Annotated in this window: 18 protein-coding genes; 10 read left to right on the plus strand and 8 right to left on the minus strand. The window is 60.6% G+C overall.

Features of this window, described 5'->3' with window-relative positions; genetic code table 11:
- Positions 1-35 precede the first annotated feature (35 nt).
- From KD146_RS00165 to KD146_RS00180, 4 genes are read left to right on the plus strand one after another with little or no spacing between them, the layout of a single operon-like run.
- Complete coding sequence (locus KD146_RS00165) at positions 36-1,061, plus strand: Ldh family oxidoreductase (protein WP_212656753.1); 1,026 nt, start codon at positions 36-38, stop codon at positions 1,059-1,061.
- On the plus strand, positions 1,058-2,284 hold the full coding sequence (locus KD146_RS00170; RefSeq protein ID WP_212656754.1) for an iron-containing alcohol dehydrogenase: 1,227 nt from the start codon (positions 1,058-1,060) through the stop codon (positions 2,282-2,284). Before KD146_RS00165 ends, KD146_RS00170 begins: the two co-directional genes overlap by 4 nt.
- A gap of 12 nt (positions 2,285-2,296) precedes the next feature.
- Positions 2,297-3,772 carry an NAD-dependent succinate-semialdehyde dehydrogenase gene (locus KD146_RS00175; protein ID WP_212656755.1) on the plus strand — a complete coding sequence of 492 codons (1,476 nt, stop codon included), beginning with the start codon at positions 2,297-2,299 and terminating at the stop codon, positions 3,770-3,772.
- On the plus strand, positions 3,773-4,444 hold the full coding sequence (locus KD146_RS00180) for a GntR family transcriptional regulator (protein WP_212656756.1): 672 nt from the start codon (positions 3,773-3,775) through the stop codon (positions 4,442-4,444).
- A 12-nt stretch (positions 4,445-4,456) separates the two neighbouring features.
- Here KD146_RS00180 and KD146_RS00185 read toward each other — a convergent pair whose 3' ends face one another.
- A complete protein-coding gene (locus KD146_RS00185; protein ID WP_212656757.1) occupies positions 4,457-5,851 on the minus strand; it encodes an L-serine ammonia-lyase in 1,395 nt (464 codons plus the stop codon).
- 38 nt (positions 5,852-5,889) lie between these two features.
- Positions 5,890-6,603 (minus strand): SDR family NAD(P)-dependent oxidoreductase, encoded by a 714-nt coding sequence (locus KD146_RS00190; protein ID WP_212656758.1) that lies wholly within the window; start codon positions 6,601-6,603, stop codon positions 5,890-5,892.
- Positions 6,604-6,751: 148 nt separating this feature from the next.
- On the opposite strand from KD146_RS00190, the gene KD146_RS00195 reads away from it, so the two are divergent.
- The 4 genes from KD146_RS00195 (at position 6,752) to KD146_RS00210 (ending at position 9,998) form a co-directional block, all read left to right on the plus strand.
- Positions 6,752-7,360 carry an alpha/beta hydrolase gene (locus KD146_RS00195; RefSeq protein WP_212656759.1) on the plus strand — a complete coding sequence of 203 codons (609 nt, stop codon included), beginning with the start codon at positions 6,752-6,754 and terminating at the stop codon, positions 7,358-7,360.
- A 185-nt stretch (positions 7,361-7,545) separates the two neighbouring features.
- The gene (locus tag KD146_RS00200) at positions 7,546-9,255 is read left to right on the plus strand and encodes a GGDEF domain-containing protein (RefSeq protein ID WP_269370081.1); all 1,710 of its coding nucleotides are present in this window, start codon (positions 7,546-7,548) and stop codon (positions 9,253-9,255) included.
- An 84-nt stretch (positions 9,256-9,339) separates the two neighbouring features.
- On the plus strand, positions 9,340-9,789 hold the full coding sequence (locus tag KD146_RS00205; protein ID WP_212656760.1) for a hypothetical protein: 450 nt from the start codon (positions 9,340-9,342) through the stop codon (positions 9,787-9,789).
- 2 nt (positions 9,790-9,791) lie between these two features.
- Positions 9,792-9,998 (plus strand): hypothetical protein, encoded by a 207-nt coding sequence (locus KD146_RS00210; protein ID WP_212656761.1) that lies wholly within the window; start codon positions 9,792-9,794, stop codon positions 9,996-9,998.
- 4 nt (positions 9,999-10,002) lie between these two features.
- On the opposite strand, the gene KD146_RS00215 is transcribed toward KD146_RS00210, so the two are convergent.
- Positions 10,003-10,281 (minus strand): GNAT family N-acetyltransferase, encoded by a 279-nt coding sequence (locus KD146_RS00215; RefSeq protein ID WP_212656762.1) that lies wholly within the window; start codon positions 10,279-10,281, stop codon positions 10,003-10,005.
- 79 nt (positions 10,282-10,360) lie between these two features.
- Positions 10,361-11,062 (minus strand): DedA family protein, encoded by a 702-nt coding sequence (locus tag KD146_RS00220; protein WP_212656763.1) that lies wholly within the window; start codon positions 11,060-11,062, stop codon positions 10,361-10,363.
- 112 nt (positions 11,063-11,174) lie between these two features.
- Here KD146_RS00220 and KD146_RS00225 point away from each other — a divergent pair, with 112 nt between their 5' ends.
- Positions 11,175-11,561, plus strand: a complete 387-nt coding sequence (locus KD146_RS00225) for a RidA family protein (protein ID WP_212659040.1) — start codon at positions 11,175-11,177, stop codon at positions 11,559-11,561.
- Here KD146_RS00225 and KD146_RS00230 read toward each other — a convergent pair.
- The 3 genes from KD146_RS00230 to KD146_RS00240 all read right to left on the minus strand — a co-directional run bounded on the left by KD146_RS00230 (position 11,558) and on the right by KD146_RS00240 (position 13,643).
- On the minus strand, positions 11,558-12,409 hold the full coding sequence (locus KD146_RS00230) for a fumarylacetoacetate hydrolase family protein (RefSeq protein WP_212656764.1): 852 nt from the start codon (positions 12,407-12,409) through the stop codon (positions 11,558-11,560). The genes KD146_RS00225 and KD146_RS00230 overlap by 4 nt on opposite strands.
- A gap of 100 nt (positions 12,410-12,509) precedes the next feature.
- A complete protein-coding gene (locus KD146_RS00235) occupies positions 12,510-12,944 on the minus strand; it encodes an RbsD/FucU family protein (RefSeq protein ID WP_212656765.1) in 435 nt (144 codons plus the stop codon).
- A 12-nt stretch (positions 12,945-12,956) separates the two neighbouring features.
- On the minus strand, positions 12,957-13,643 hold the full coding sequence (locus tag KD146_RS00240) for a GntR family transcriptional regulator (protein WP_212656766.1): 687 nt from the start codon (positions 13,641-13,643) through the stop codon (positions 12,957-12,959).
- Between the two features lie 187 nt (positions 13,644-13,830).
- Between KD146_RS00240 and KD146_RS00245 the strand changes: the two genes are divergently transcribed.
- Complete coding sequence (locus KD146_RS00245; RefSeq protein WP_212656767.1) at positions 13,831-15,381, plus strand: UxaA family hydrolase; 1,551 nt, start codon at positions 13,831-13,833, stop codon at positions 15,379-15,381.
- Between the two features lie 10 nt (positions 15,382-15,391).
- Here the strand turns inward: KD146_RS00245 and KD146_RS00250 are convergent, their stop codons facing one another.
- Positions 15,392-15,919 carry a class I SAM-dependent methyltransferase gene (locus KD146_RS00250; RefSeq protein WP_249327540.1) on the minus strand — a complete coding sequence of 176 codons (528 nt, stop codon included), beginning with the start codon at positions 15,917-15,919 and terminating at the stop codon, positions 15,392-15,394.
- Positions 15,920-16,003 lie beyond the last annotated feature (84 nt).

Consider the following 16,003-nt stretch of genomic DNA (forward strand, 5'->3'; position numbering starts at 1 on the left):
ATTTTCCCAATCCTATATCGTATCGGATTTCCCCTATGACGCTGGTTTCGGTTCAAGATTGCAGGCGCGCCGCACAGGTTGCGCTTGAGGGCGCAGGCGTTGATGTCGAGGCTGCCCAGTTGCAGACCGATCTGCTGCTGGATGCGGAGCTGCGTGGCGTACCCTCACACGGCTTCTTGCGCTTGCAGCGGATCATTGAGCGCATTGGCAATGGTGTCGCCGATGCTCGTACGCGGGGTTCGCACCATTGGCGCAGCGACAGTTTTCTCAGCGTTGATGGTCAACAAGGGCTTGGCCCGGTGGTGGCGCAACATGCCGCAGAAGTCGCTGGCGCGCGGGCGCGGCAGACCGGCATCGCGGTCGCGGCGATCAACCACAACAATCATATCGGCATGCTGGCCTGGTATGCCGAAGCGATCGCCGAGGCCGGGCTGGTCGCGATCATTCTGACCACCAGCGAGGCTCTGGTGCATCCGTTTGGCGGCAGCGTGGCGCAGCTGGGCACCAATCCCATAGCCATTGGCGTGCCGACCGAGGCCGGTCCTTTCGTCATTGATCTGGCCACCAGCCTGGTGTCGATGGGTGAAATTCACGACCACGCACATCGCGGCGCAAAGCTGCCCGAGGGTTGGGCGCTGGATGCCGAGGGCCAGCCCACTACCGACCCCAATGCCGCCAAGCATGGTGCCATTGCCCCGTTCGGCGCGGCCAAGGGCTATGCGTTGGGTCTGGGGTTTGAATTGCTGGTGACAGCACTAACTGGTGCGGCGCTGGGCCGCGCCGTCACCGGCACGCTCGACGCCGAACGCCCCAGCAATAAGGGCGACGTGTTTATTGTGATTGATCCGCTATCGGGGCAGGGGGCGGCGTTGTCGGCGTATCTCGAGACCGTGCGCAAGACCAGGCCCATGCCCGGCTTTGACGCAGTGATCATTCCCGGCGAGCGTGGCCGGGCGCGCAAGGCGGCGCGGCTCTCGGCGGGGATTGAACTGGCGGACAATGTCTGGGCCAACATGCAAAAACTGCGCGATGCGGCGCTGGCCGAAAAGGAAGCACCATGAGCCTGTTCGCCCTGCAACGCGCGCCGCGCACAATCGTATTCGGGTCCGGTCAACGGGCCTCGCTCGCCATGCATGCCCGCGCCCTGGGTCAGAAGGCGCTGATCGTCACCGATGAACGGATGGGCGGCAGCGCCGCGCTTGGCGAACTGGTCGATGCGCTCAAGACTGCCGGAGTTGCGGTGGCGGTGTTTGATCGCACCCTGCCCGAGGTGCCGCTGGACTGCATTGATCAATGTGTAGCCTTTGGCCAGAGCTTTGGGCCTGATCTGGTGATCGGGCTGGGCGGTGGCTCATGTCTGGATATGGCCAAGGTCACGGCCGTTCTGCTGGCTCATGGTGGCTCGCCGCGTGATTATTTCGGTGAGTTCAAGGTGCCCGGCCCAGTGCTGCCGCTGATTGCCGTGCCGACAACAGCGGGTACAGGGTCTGAAGCAACGCCGGTAGCGGTGGTCGCCGATAGCGAACGCCTGCTCAAGGTGGGTATTGCCAGTCCGCATATCATTCCGCTGGTGGCGATCTGCGATCCTGAACTGACGCTGAGCGCGCCAGCCGGTCTGACCGCGATTGCCGGTGCCGATGCACTGACCCATGCCATTGAAGCGCTGACGGCGGGACCGCGCAGTGTTGATGCCGGGACCAGCCATGAGCATGTGTTTGTCGGCAAGAATGCGCTCAGCGATGGCCATGCGCGCGAAGCCATCGGCTATCTGGCGCTCGGATTGCGCCGCTCGGTCGAGAACTGCCAGGATCTTGCCGCCCGCGAAAGCGTGATGTATGGCGCGCTACTGGCCGGACTGGCCTTTGGCACGGCGGGCACCTCGGCGGCGCACGCCATTCAATATCCGGTCGGTGCGCTGACCAAGACGGCGCATGGCGCAGGCGTTGCGTGTCTGCTCCCCTATGCCATGACCTTCAATCTGGGCCATGCAACAGCGTCGATGGCCGAGGTCGCTGTGGCGATGGGGGTGGCCGAAGCGGGCGATGATGACCGGGGCAATGCCGAGCGGGCCATTGTTGCGGTTGAAACCCTATTTGGCGCTATCGGCATTCCAGCCAATCTTGCGGCGCTGGGTCTGGCTCAAGATCAGCTGGACTGGACCGCTGAACAATCTCTGGGGGCTGCGCGTTTGGTCAAGAACAATCCGCGTCCACTCGATCTGCCTGCCATGCAGGCCATTATCAATGCGGCTTTCTCCGGCGATCGCCACCGGCTCGCCAATTAAGGAATCAATTTCATGCTGTCTCTTCCTGAAGCGCTCAAATCCCTTGGCATTGAAGCTGCCCTCAAGACGGACCTTTATATTGGTGGCGCCTGGCGCGCCGGGGCCGAAGGCAAGCGGATCGACGTGCTCGATCCCTCCACCGGCAAGGTCATTGCCAGCATTGCCGATGCGACAGTCGATGATGGTCTGGCGGCGGTCAAAGCCGCCCATGATGCCCTGCCGGCATGGGCCGCAATGGCGCCCCGGCAGCGCGGCGAGATCCTGCGCAAGTGCTGGGAGCTGATGGTGGCGCGCACTGAGATGTTCGCCCGGCTAATCAGCCTTGAAAATGGCAAGGCGCTGCCCGATGCGCGCGGTGAAGTCACCTATGCGGCCGAGTTCTTTCGCTGGTTTTCCGAAGAAGCCGTGCGGCTGAATGGTGATTTTTCGACCGCGCCGAGCGGCAATAACAAGATCCTAGTGACACATCAGCCGATCGGGGTTTCCGTGCTGGTGACGCCGTGGAATTTCCCCGCCGCCATGGCGACCCGCAAGATAGGTCCGGCCCTGGCCGCGGGCTGTACCGTTGTGCTCAAGCCAGCCACCGAAACACCGCTGACCGCCTATGCCATGGCCGCGCTGATGGAAGAAGCGGGCGTGCCCGAGGGCGTGGTCAATGTCGTCACCACCTCAAGCTCGGGGAAGCTGGTTTCGGCCATGTTGCATGATGATCGGGTGCGCAAGCTCTCTTTCACCGGCTCGACCGCGGTGGGCCGCAAACTACTGGTTGAAGCGGCCGATCAGGTGATCAATTGCTCGATGGAACTGGGCGGCAATGCCCCCTTCGTGGTGTTTGATGATGCCGATCTGGACAAGGCGCTCGATGGCGCCATGGTAGCCAAGATGCGCAATGGCGGCGAGGCCTGCACGGCGGCCAATCGCTTTTATGTACAGAGCGGCATTGCCGAGCGCTTTGCCAAGGGACTGGCCGAACGCATGGGCAAGATGACGGTCGGCGTCGGCTATGACGAGACCGTCACCTGCGGTCCGCTGATCAATCAGGGCGCGGTCGATCAGATGGGCGATCTGGTCAAAGACGCAGTGGCCAAGGGCGCCAAGGTACTCACCGGTGGCACCGCCAGCGGCGGCGAGGGTTTCTACTTTCCCCCCACCGTGCTCACCCAAGTGTCTGGCGACGCCGAAATGGTGCGCGACGAGATATTTGGCCCCATTGCGCCGATCTCGGTGTTCGAGACAGTTGACGATGTGGTGGCCCTGTCCAATGACAGCGAATATGGGCTGATCGCCTATGTGTTCACCGAGGACCTCAAAAAGGGCCTGAAGGTTGCTGAGCGGCTTGAGGCAGGGATGATCGGGCTCAATCGGGGTCTGGTGTCGGATCCCGCCGCGCCGTTTGGCGGGGTCAAGCAGTCGGGTCTTGGCCGCGAGGGTGCGCATCATGGCATCATGGAATTCTGCGAAACCAAATATATCGCTGTGAGCTGGTAGATGGCGGTTCCAAGTGCGGTGGCCGGATTGCTCCGGCGACCGGCCCGGTTGGGCGACGAGGTCTATAGCGCTATCTTTGCCCGCATCATGTCACTGGAGATCGCGCCGGGCACGCGTATTTCGGTAGACGCGGTGGCCCGGCAACTGGGTGTGTCGCAGACTCCGATCCGTGAGGCGCTGACCCGACTTGAGGCCGAGGGGCTGGTCATCAAGACTCATCTGATAGGCTATAGCGCGGCGCCGCAATTGAGCGCGGCACAGCTGGCCGATCTCTATGAGTTGCGCCTGTTGCTCGAGCCGTTCACCGCGCGGCGGTGTGCAGAAATAATGCCGGAGCCGGTGATCGACCACCTGGCCAGTCTGTGCGCGGAAATGGAAACGCTGTCGCGCAGCGAAGGGCTGGATGCCTATGCGCAGTTCGCCCAGCTCGATATGGCGTTTCACGACCAGCTGGCCGCAAGCGCCGGCAACGGTCTGGTAGTAGAGGCACTCTCGCGGCTGCACACCCATGTGCATCTGTTTCGTCTGGTGTTCAATGCGCGCGCTACCGACACGGCGCTGGCCGAGCACGACGCGATCGTCAAAGCGATCGGGGCGCGCGATCCGGACGCGGCTGAAGCAGCAACGCGCCGCCATATTATGGAATCGCGCGACCGGTTCGCTGCGCGCTAGGTTTGCGGGTTTTCAGCACGCCACCACATTGACGGCCAGGCCGGCCAGGCTTGTTTCCTTGTAGCGCTCGCTCATGTCCAGCCCGGTCTGGCGCATGGTCTCGATACAGGCGTCGAGCGGCACCGCATGTGTGCCATCACCCTTGAGCGCCAGTGATGCAGCGGTCACTGCCTTGACCGCGCCAAAGGCGTTGCGCTCGATACAGGGGATCTGGACAAGGCCGGCGACGGGATCGCAGGTCATGCCCAGATGATGCTCCAAGGCGATTTCAGCGGCGTTTTCGACCTGTTCGGGGGTGCCGCCCATAATGGCGCAGAGGCCGCCGGCCGCCATGGCCGAGGCCGAACCCACTTCGCCCTGACAGCCCACTTCGGCGCCAGAGATCGAGGCATTGTGTTTGATGATGCCGCCTATGGCAGCGGCGGTCAGCAAATAGTCGCGAATGGTCTGGGGCGTGGCGGCGGCGTTAAACTTGAGGAAGTAGCGCATTACGGCGGGGATGACACCGGCGGCACCATTGGTGGGTGCGGTCACGACGCGACCGCCGCCAGCATTCTCTTCATTGACGGCCATGGCGTAAAGACTGAGCCAATCATTGGCCATTAGCGGGGTGATCTCGTTGCGCTGCCATTGCGGTTCGAGCTGCTCGTGGATGGCCTTGGCGCGGCGCTTCACGTTAAGTCCGCCGGGCATCACACCGCTTTGCGCGATGCCGCGGTCAATGCAGCCATCCATGACATCCCAGATTTCGTCAATGCCTCGATCAAGCGCAACCCGTTTGCGGGTGGCTTCTTCATTGGCCCGCTTCATGGCGGCAATCGACAGGCCTGAGGCTGCGGCCATGGCCAGCATGTCCTTGGCATGAGCAAAGGGGTAGGGCACATCGGCCTGCGCTGGTGAGGCGTGCTTGAGGGCTTCGAGTTCTTCGGCGCTGACCACAAAGCCGCCGCCAATGGAATAGAAGGCGCGGCGCAGCAGCAATTGGCCGTCGCTGTCATAGGCCGCGAACTGCAGACCATTGGGGTGGCCGGCCAGGACGGTGCGTTTGTCGAACAACAGATCGACTGCGGGTCGAAACCGGTACTGGGCATGGCCGGGTGGATGCACTGTCCCGCTTGCTTCGACCGCAGCGACCAAACCATCCATGGCATCGGGGTCGACGGTTTTGGGATCCTGTCCGCACAGGCCAAGGGTGACGGCACGGCCGCTGCCATGGCCAATGCCGGTAAAGGCCAGCGAGCCATGCAGGCTGGCGGTCAGCGCCGCTGGGCGGGCATTGGCGGCGCGTGGCCAGTCGCTGCTGGCCAATTCATCGAGAAAGCGCCGGGCAGCGGTCATGGGTCCCATGGTGTGGGAACTGGAGGGGCCGATACCGATTTTGAAGACGTCGAAAATTGACAGGAACATGCCGCCATAGTGGCAGAGCGGCGCGCCGACGCAAGGGCTTACCAGGGCAGGGGCAAACCAGTGTGATCAAGCAGTTGACCGCTCTCAATGGGGCGGAGACGTTCAATCACACCGAGCAGCCTGTCGGCGGCAGCCTCGGGTGGCACAGGCGTATAGGCATTATTGCCGAAAGGGGCGGACAGCGTAGTGGCAACAGTGCCTGGATGCATGCAGACACAAATTGCTTCAGGCCGGTTGCGCCGCAATTCGATGGCTGCGGTGTGCAGCAACTGATTGAGCGCTGCCTTGGCAGCGCGGTAGCCATACCAACCGCCCAGATGATTATCGCCGATACTGCCCACCTTGGCGGAAATGGCGGCAAACACGGCCTTGCCGTGACGCGGCAATAGCGGCAGCAGGTGCTTGGCCAGAAGGGCCGGGCCCGTGGCGTTGATGGCAAAGCTGCGCGCCAGATTATCGGCGTCCAGATGGCGCCAGCTTTTTTCGGGCTGCATGGCGTCGTCGTGCAAGAGACCAGTGGCGACAACAACCAAGCGCAGAGGGAGACCAATTTCGACAATCCTGTCGGCGGCGCCGGCGATGCTGGCTTCATCGGTGAGGTCAAAATCGCCTGCGGCGCGCGATAGTCCAAGCACCTGCTCAAACTGGCCGCTTTTGACAAGCGCAGTCTGCACCGCGTGGCCAATGCCGCCGCTGGCGCCAAACACTACGGCCAAGCCACCATTGGGGAAGGATTGCAGCTGTGCGGTCATGTTGGAGCCTCCATGCTAGCTCATACGCGGCATGGCATCGGCTGGTTCAGATCGTTTCAGAATCGGCAACAGTGTGTGGTGGCATTGGCGATTGTGCCGGACGCCGATGGCGTCGATATCTGAGTGAGCAATTTTCAGGAGGTCTACGATGGCCGATTACCAGTATCGCGAAGCAGCAGGTGCTGATGCCAATGCACCGCTATTTGTGGTGTTCCATGGCACCGGTGGTGACGAGAACCAGTTTTTCGATCTGGCCGGTCAGTTGATGCCAGGTGCGCGCATTGTGGCGCCACGTGGCGATGTCAGTGAAGGCGGCGCTCTGCGCTATTTCCGGCGCACGGGCGAAGGCGTCTATGACATGGATGACCTGGCCAGGCGGACTGCGCAAATGGTTGGTTTTGTTGAAGCTCTTAAGGCCGAGAACAAGCCCAGCGCGGTGATCGGGCTCGGCTATTCCAATGGTGCCAATATCCTGGCCTCGGTGCAGTTTGCAGCGCCCGAACTGTTTGACGCCACCGTTCTGATGCACCCGCTGATCCCGTTTACTCCGCCCACGGCCGACTTCAGCGCGGCAAGAGTATTGATCACCGGCGGGCAGCGCGATCCGATTTGCCCGTCGGTCCAGACCCAGGGCTTGCATGACTACTTCGTTGCCCAAGGCGCCGAGACCACGTTGAGCTGGCATGCCGGTGGGCACGAAATTCGTCCCGAGGAACTGCGTGAAGCCCAGACGTTTCTGGCCTCGATGCAGCCATAGCCAAATCGTGCTGCTTGCGCCTCGGTTCGGGGCGCAGGCGTGACAAATCGCCAGCGCGAGCAATCCGTTAGTGGCTTTTTGACGGGTCTTTTGAGATAGTGTGATTCAGGGCGGAGACGCCCCCTCCCTTGCGAGCGAGGCGCACCATTTCCGATCTTCGACACAAAATCGCCAGCAGCCTTCGTGTGCGGGTGCTGATTTTCGTGCTGCTTGGGTTTGCCGCGGTCGCTGTTCCCGCCTATGCGGCCTTTAACTGGATGGTGGGCACCACCATCATCCAACTCGGCACGCTATTTGCGGAAAAGCAGATCCTCTATGATCGCTATCGCGGGCTTGAGGCGCTGACACGCGAGGTTTCGCTGGCCGAAACCCTGGCGGGATCGCAGTCGATCCGCGACTGGGCCAACAATGAGAGCGACCCTGTCCTGCGGCGACGCGGCATCGCCGAACTCGAGCATTTTCGCCAGTCCTTCACCGACCACAGCTATTTTTTTGCCATGGGTGGGTCGGGCAACTACTATTTCAATGACGCCAGCAATAGCTATGCGGGCGATCAGTTCCGCTACACGTTGGACCCCGACAATAGCCGTGACGCCTGGTATTATCGCACTTCAGCGCTGGGCGAAGGCTGTCATCTCAACGTCGATAATGATGCCAATCTGCGCGTCACCAAGGTTTGGATCAATTGCGTGATCCGCGAAGGTCGCAACGTGCTCGGCATTCTGGGCACCGGCATTGATCTGAGTGCGTTTATCGATGAGGTGGTCAATGTCCCGCAAGTGGGTGTGACCTCGCTGTTCGTGGACCGGCTTGGCGCTGTGCAGGCGCACCGCGACAAGGATTTGATTGATCTGAGTAGCCTGACAGCGGAAATGAGTGCCAAGCGCACCGTGTTTTCCCTGGTCGACAGCATGCTTGATCAGGAGGCGCTTCGTCTGCTGATGGAGGATGTTGCGGCGGGCGACGTATTGGTCAAATCCCAGTTTTTGCGCGTCGGCGGCAAGGATGTTCTGGTGGGCGTGGGCTATCTGGACAAGCTCGGTTGGTTCAACGTCACGCTGATGGATATCGATACCATTATTGATCGCCGGCTGTTTGTGCCGATTGGGTTGCTGCTGGCAGCCATGATGGGTCTGGTGGCTACGGTGATGGTGCTGGTATTCAAACGGCAGGTGCTGGACCGGCTTAGGCTGCTCGAAAGTGTGGTGCGCAGTGCGCAGGCCGGCGATTTTGGTCCGGTGCGGGCGATTGGCGCAGCGCAGAAACCCGACGAGGTGGGCCGTTTGTCGACGGCGTTTGCGGAGATGGCCGAGGTTGTTTCGGAGAATACCAGCGAGTTGGAAAACCGGGTGCGGGCGCGTACCGAAGAACTCGAGCAATTGGCGTTCCGCGATGGTCAGACCGGCATTGCCAATCGCCGGGGCTTCATGGCGGCGTTCAGCGCTGTGCCTGAAGGCCAGCGACAGGGGCTGCTACTGGTCGATATCGATCATTTCAAGATCATCAACGACACGTTCGGGCACGCAGCGGGCGATGCGGTGGTGGGCGAGATCGCGCAGCGTATCGTGGCTGCAATCGGCCCCGGCAATGTCTGTGCACGCTGGGGTGGCGATGAATTCATCGCCCTGTTGCATAACATGTCGTCGCAAAAGCTGACCGAGCTCGCTCAGGGTGTAATGACCACCATCAATGGTCGCCCCATTGCGCTACCCGACGGACGCTCCTGCATGGTCACCACCAGTGTGGGTGCGTGTCTTATTGAAGCTGGCGAGTCCATCGAAATGGCCACGGAGATGGCCGATACCGCCCTCTATATGGCCAAGGGCGCTGGCCGCGATCAGGTCGTGGTGTTCAACCCAGAATCCGCTGCTCAACCGCGCGCTGCCCGCGGCTAGCAATTGTTGTGTCACTGCCGGGGTGTATAGTTGTTTCGCTGAGCAAAGGCTTTGACGTCAGGTAAAAAACGGAGGGGAGATGATATGCGCATACTGTCCAGATTATCGCTGACCCTATCGCTTTGCCTGACCATTGCCGCCTGCAGTGGCGCCAATACGGGCTTGCACAATATTCAGTTCTCAGGCGCTGCGGAGGCCTTCCCGGCCGATTATCAAGTCCGGGCCCGTCGCTATCTTGGCGCTGAGGCAGGCTTGACGGTCGCGGTTTCCTATCCCCGACTCACGCTGGGGGAAACAGCATTGAGTCCCAAACGTTGGTACGTCTGTCTGCGCGGTCTGGAGCCAACAGGATCGGCCCCCGATGGGTTCAGGCCGGTTCTCGAAATCGCCGAAAATATGATGAGTGCACAATCGCGGCCGGGGACTTATGACGTGGTGCTGGTCCTGCGCGCCAGCGGCACCAGCACAGCTATCAAGGGTTATGACAGCCCACTGTGTCGCGAGGGGCGTTACGAGGTCCTGGCGGCGGCATAGTCATGCAGTTCAAGGTCACCCATGCCCGCTATATTGCTGACCGACGGCGGCTGGAATTTACCGCGTCAGGCGAGCGCAATGGCTGCCTGTTCACAGTCGTGACAGATGTGACGTGTCTCAAGGAACCGCAGACTCCCGAGAACGTGCATCTGGTGGCGCTGGCGCGGCTGACAGAAATCTTCCGGCAGCGCAGCGCGTCAGGCTTCTAATTGTTCAGGCCTTGATATCGGACCATTTGGGGTGGCGTCGAAACTGGGCAACTACATAGGAGCACACCGGGGTGATCCTGAAACGGTTCTTGCGGGCATCGGCGACGGCGAATTCCACCAGCTTTGCCGCGATGCCTCGGCCTTCAAACGATGGCGGCACGCCGGTGTGGTCGATGATGATGCCGCTCTCGGTCTTGCGATAGGTCATTTCCGCCTCGGCCGTCGGGGAGAGCTTGATGACATAGCGGCCGCTGGTTTCGCCATCTTCGCGTTGGACAGTCATTTCATTGTCGTTCATGGCGCGGCCTTGCTGCTGGAGTGAAGGAAGATATGAGGCTGGCAAGCTCGCAGTGCAAGCGGGTTCAGCCGGTGGTGTCATTCTGACCCCAGCGCGCCTGTATAGCGCGGCCAAATTTGCCCAGCCAGGGCGCAAAGAAAAGCAAAATGTGGCGATGGAAATGCAGCAGCACAAACAGGGCGGCGAGGATCAGTGAACCGACCATAATGACCAGTTCAAGCGAAAGCCCGATCGATTTGAGCCATGCGGTGAGCAGCAGGCCGGGCAACAGATGGGCGGCGGCCCAGAGCAGCGCTGAACTGACATTGATGATCGTGAAGCGGGCATAGGGCATGCCCATGATCCCGGCCACACCGGGAATGACGGCTTTGACACCCGGAATGAAGCGGCCCACAAAAACAGCCTTGCCGCCGTGACGGGCAAAGAAGGCCTCGCCGCGTTGAATCAGCGCACGCTGATCGCGGAAGGGCCAGATTTCGGTGATGGTGTCCTTGAGAAAATGGCCGATCAGATAGGAGAGCGCATCGCCAATAACCGCGCCCAGCACGGCCGCGAAATAGACTTCCCAGAATGGCAAGCGCCCCTCGGCGATAAGTCCGCCAGCCAGCAATAATACTGGCGTTGAAGGCACGAAAAGGCCCAGCACGAAAATCGCTTCACCAATGGAAATGGCGAAAATGAACCAAAAGGTTAGCCAGAAATTTCCCGAAACGGCGTTGAGAAAAATCTGCAGATCGGCCGAGATGTTGTGGAACAGATCGAACATGCCGGCGGGCTCTCATGGGCTTGGGCCGGGCGAACCGTCCAGCAGAGGTTGACTTATGGCCGCCTGAACGTTGAGGCTCAAGCTTTATCCTAATGAGAATGCCATGAGCCAGTTGCTGCACCACATGATTGCTTCCGGACCACGACCGGTAGCCCCCTTCTCCCACGCCGTTGAAAGCGATGGATGGGTGTTCGTTACCGGCCAGATGCCGACCGACCCAGAAGCCCCTGATGCGGAACTGCCAATAGGTATCGTCGCGCAGACCACGCGGGTGATGGATAATCTCAAGGTGGTGTTGGCCGGCATTGGGCTTGGGTTGGAGCACATCACCATGGCGCGCATCTACCTGACCCAGTTCGAACGCGACTATGACGGTCTCAATCAGCTCTGGCCCAGCTTCTTTGAAGCAGGGAAGTTGCCAGCGCGGACAACCATTGGGGTCACAGCGCTGGCAGTGGGTGCATTGGTCGAAATCGACCTGATCGTCAAAAGGCCTTAGGCCGACCAAGCCTTGACGGACTGCTGCTGCTCGCCCAGGCCTTCAATACCCAGACGCATGACATTTCCAGGCTTGAGCCAGACGGGCTCAGGCTTGACGCCCATGCCAACACCGGGCGGGGTGCCTGTGGTGATGATGTCGCCGGGCTGCAGGCTCATGAACTGGCTGACATAGGCGACAACGTGGGCGACACCGAAGATCATGGTCTTGGTCGAGCCGTCCTGAAAGCGCTTGCCGTCCACTTCGAGCCACATGCCCAGCTGCTGGGGATCAGCGACTTCGTCGCGCGTGACCATCCAGGGGCCGATGGGGCCGAAGGTGTCTGCAGACTTCCCCTTGACCCACTGACCGCCACGTTCTGTCTGGAAATGGCGCTCGGAGAGATCGTTGACCACGCAATAGCCGGCCACATAGTCCAGGGCGTCTGCTTCATCGACATAGCGGGCTTCCTTGCCGATGACGACGCCGAGTTCGACTTCCCAGTCTGGCTTGATCGAGTTCTTGGGAATGATCACATCGTCGTTGGGACCGATTATGGCACTGGTGGCCTTCATGAACAGAATAGGCTCAGCAGGAATTGGGGCGCCGGTTTCGGCAGCGTGATCAGCATAATTCAGGCCGATGCAGATGAACTTGCCGACATTGGCCACGCAGGGTCCGATGCGGTCGCCGGCGTCAAGCTGGGGCAGGGAGCTGATATCGGCGGCAGCAATCTTGGCCAAACCGTCGGCGCCCAGCGTGGCACCGCCGATGTCATCGACGATACCGGAGAGATCGCGGATCGAGCCGTCTTCGGCCAGAATGGCGGGCTTTTCTGCGCCCTTGGCGCCAATACGAAGCAGTTTCATGTGCAGAGGTCCTTTGTCCCGTAAGCCGTTGCCATGGCAATAAGGCTAACATGTTAGTGTGTCGAGGGCGACCTTGGTCCAATCCGTTCGGTTGGGACAATCAATCGGCTGGCCGGATCACGCCTTTCTTGAGGATGATATTGCCATAAAGCCGGCTCTCGCCGCTCTGCACGATGGCGTAGCCCTTTTTGACGCGCTCGTAGAAGGCAAAGCGCTCCAGCGAGGAAATGCTCATGCTCGGCTCGTGCTGCTGCAGGATGCCTTCAAACGCATCGACGACGGGTTCGCGGCGGGTCGGATCGCCCACGGTCTGCATGACGATGGCGGCCTCATCAACGAAGTCGTCGAGCGGCAGCAGGCTGAGTACGGCGTCCAGAATCTCGGTGGCGCTTATGCCGTCCATGCGCACCAGAGCCGGGCCCGATGAATCTGCTGGGAAATTGGCGTCGACAATGGTGATTTCGTCGCCATGGCCCATGGCGCGCAGAATTGCGAGCAGGTCTGGTCCGAGAATGGGTGGGATGGACTTGAGCATGAAATGGCCTCCTCAGCCGAAGGGAAAGCTGTCGCTGTCGGTGCCCAGTGTGGCGCCATCGGCAAACAGTTCCGGGTGTTCGCGGGCAAAGGCGAAAAGTTCCACCATCACTGCGTCGATATGAGCGCGGATGGCGGCAATAGCCTGCTGCTCTTTGCCGGCCAGAATGCCGTCGAAAATGGCCTGATGTTCGGCAATGGTAATGGCCAGGCGCCGAGGTGTGACAATCAGCCAGCGGGCGCGGTCGAGATTGGCGCGGGCCGAATCAATGATGCCCTTGATCTTGGTGAATTCCATGGCCCGATAGATAATGTCGTGGAACTCGATATCGATCTCGTGAAAGGTTTCGGCATCGTCGCGTTCGGCGGCTTCGCGCTGCTTGGCCATATTGGTGTGCAGGGCGTCGATCAGTCCGCTGTCGTGACGGCCAATGAAGACGCGGAGCGCTTCACTCTCGAGGCCTTTGCGGATCAACATGTATTCGCGCACATCGGCGATGCGCACCAGCGAAACGGTCGAGCCGCGTTGCGGGGCGATGTCTACCAGACCTTCAGTCTGTAGGCGCGCCAGCGCCTCGCTCACCGGAAAACGGGAGACACCCAATTGCTCGCAGACCAGCGACTTGTCGATGGCGCTGCCGGGCGGCAGGGCGAGCGACACAATGGCGTGACGCAGCACATTGGTGACCTCGGTGGTCACATTGCCTCTGGTCAGCACGATAGGTGCGCTCAGAAAAGAATAAGGACTTGCTTCCGTTTTCATGCTAACATGTTAGTTAGAGCCGTGGTGCTTTACAACGCCCATCGCTGCCTATTGCCGGCGCAATCTGGCGGTTTATGACGGCGAGGTAAAGCACAGTTGAGATCCGACCCCTGAAAGCACATCCATGTCTGACACGATGACCCGTCCACAGCCGCGTACGCTGGTGTTGAACCCGGCCGACAACATTGCGGTGGCCCTGAGCAATCTTGATGTAGGCAGCGTCACGCTGCAGGGTCCGTCCATCGTGCGGCGTGTGCCCAAGGGGCACAAATTTGCGATCCGCCAGATCGCTCAAGGTGAGCCGATCCTGAAATTCGGTCAGATCATCGGTTTTGCCAAGGAAGCCATTGTTCCCGGCGACTGGGTGCATGAGCACAATTGCGGCATGGGTGGTCCCGATGGCACGTTGAGCCATGACTATGCCTTTGCCGAAGGTGCCGTGCCGCCCGAGATGATTGCGGTGGAAGACCGCGCGACCTTTGAGGGCTATCGCCGGGCAAATGGCAGTGTCGGCACGCGAAACTATGTGGGCATCCTCACATCGGTGAACTGCTCGGCGACCGTGGCCAAGTTTATTGCCGAAGGCATCAACCGCTCCGGTGTCCTTGATGATTATCCCGAGATCGACGGCGTGGTACCGTTCGTACACGGTACGGGCTGCGGCATGGAAAGCCGTGGCGAGGGGTTTGATATCCTTAAACGCACGCAATGGGGCTACACTTCCAACCCCAATCTGGGGGCGGCCATGCTGGTTGGCCTGGGCTGTGAAGTGTTCCAGATCGGTCGCATGAAGGAGATGTATGGCATCACCGAAAGCGACACGTTCCAGACCATGACCATTCAGGAGCGTGGCGGCACGCGCAAGATCATCGAATGGGGCATCGAGCAGATGAAGGAAATGCTGCCCATTGCCGCGCGCGCCAAACGCGAAACGGTCGATGCGTCGGAACTGACGCTGGCCCTGCAGTGCGGTGGCTCGGATGGCTATTCGGGCATCACCGCCAATCCAGCACTGGGTTATGCCGCCGATATTCTGGTGCGCAATGGTGGTACCGCCATCCTCAGCGAAACCTCGGAAATCTATGGCGCCGAGCACTTGCTGACGCGGCGCGCCGTGTCGCGCGAGGTCGGTGAAAAGCTGATCAGTCGCATCCACTGGTGGGAAGATTACACCAAGCGCAACCATGGCGAGATGAACAATAATCCATCGCCCGGCAACAAGCTGGGCGGTCTGACAACGATTTTGGAAAAGTCGCTCGGCGCGGCAGCAAAGGGTGGCACCACGCCGCTCACGGCTGTCTACGAATATGCCGAAAAGATCACCGAAAAGGGATTTGTGTTCATGGACACACCCGGCTTCGATCCGGTCTCGGCGACGGGCCAGGTGGCTGGTGGCGCCAATGTTCTGGCCTTCACCACGGGGCGCGGCTCGGCCTATGGCTGCAAGCCAGTGCCTTCAATCAAGCTGGCGACCAATTCGGACATGTATGAGCGCATGACCGAGGATATGGACATCAATTGCGGCGACATCATCGATGGCGTTTCGATCGAGGACAAAGGCCGCGAGATCTTTGATCTTATTCTCAAGACAGCCTCTGGCGAGCAGACCAAGTCGGAAGCTCTGGGATATGGCGACAACGAGTTTGTGCCCTGGCAGGTCGGCGCCACGATGTAGCGATCGGTTATTATCTCAGCCGATAGACTGACGCCTGCCGTTGTGTTGTCTGCCGCGCGTCACCGACATCGCCGACTGCGTATGAAGCTATTGGTACGAGTTGATCCACGGGCAGATCGCGGCGCTGTGGGTCGCCGATCAACACGGTGATGCCGACTGCATGACAGCGCTGCAGAAAAGGCAGCATCCGGCCTGCCGTTTCCGCATTGTAGAAGACGTCACCGCCTGCGATCACAGCGATATCGATCGGCGGTGGGCCGTCCAGATCAATCTCGACAAGGTCAATCATACAGCAATTGGCAGTCGCATTCAGCGCTATGGCCGCCCGGCCATAGGCGTCGATTTCGGCGGCGATGGCCGTTGCGCCCGCCATGGTGGCGGCTATTCCGACAAGGCCTGATCCCGCCCCCAGATCAAGTACGGTCCTGCCAGCGATCAGCTCGGGATGCGCCCTAAAGTGGTGGGCGAGCGCCAGGCCACCAGCCCAGGCATAAGCCCAGTAGGGAGCCGCCGCGTCGCCGGTTTTTGCCTTGGCCAAGTGGGACAGGCGGCTGCCCGAGTGGGCTATATAAAGACTGATTTCGGGCAGGCCTGGCACAGCTTGCAGCTGTAAATTGGCTTT

This window comes from Devosia litorisediminis (assembly GCF_018334155.1).
GTDB lineage: Bacteria > Pseudomonadota > Alphaproteobacteria > Rhizobiales > Devosiaceae > Devosia > Devosia litorisediminis.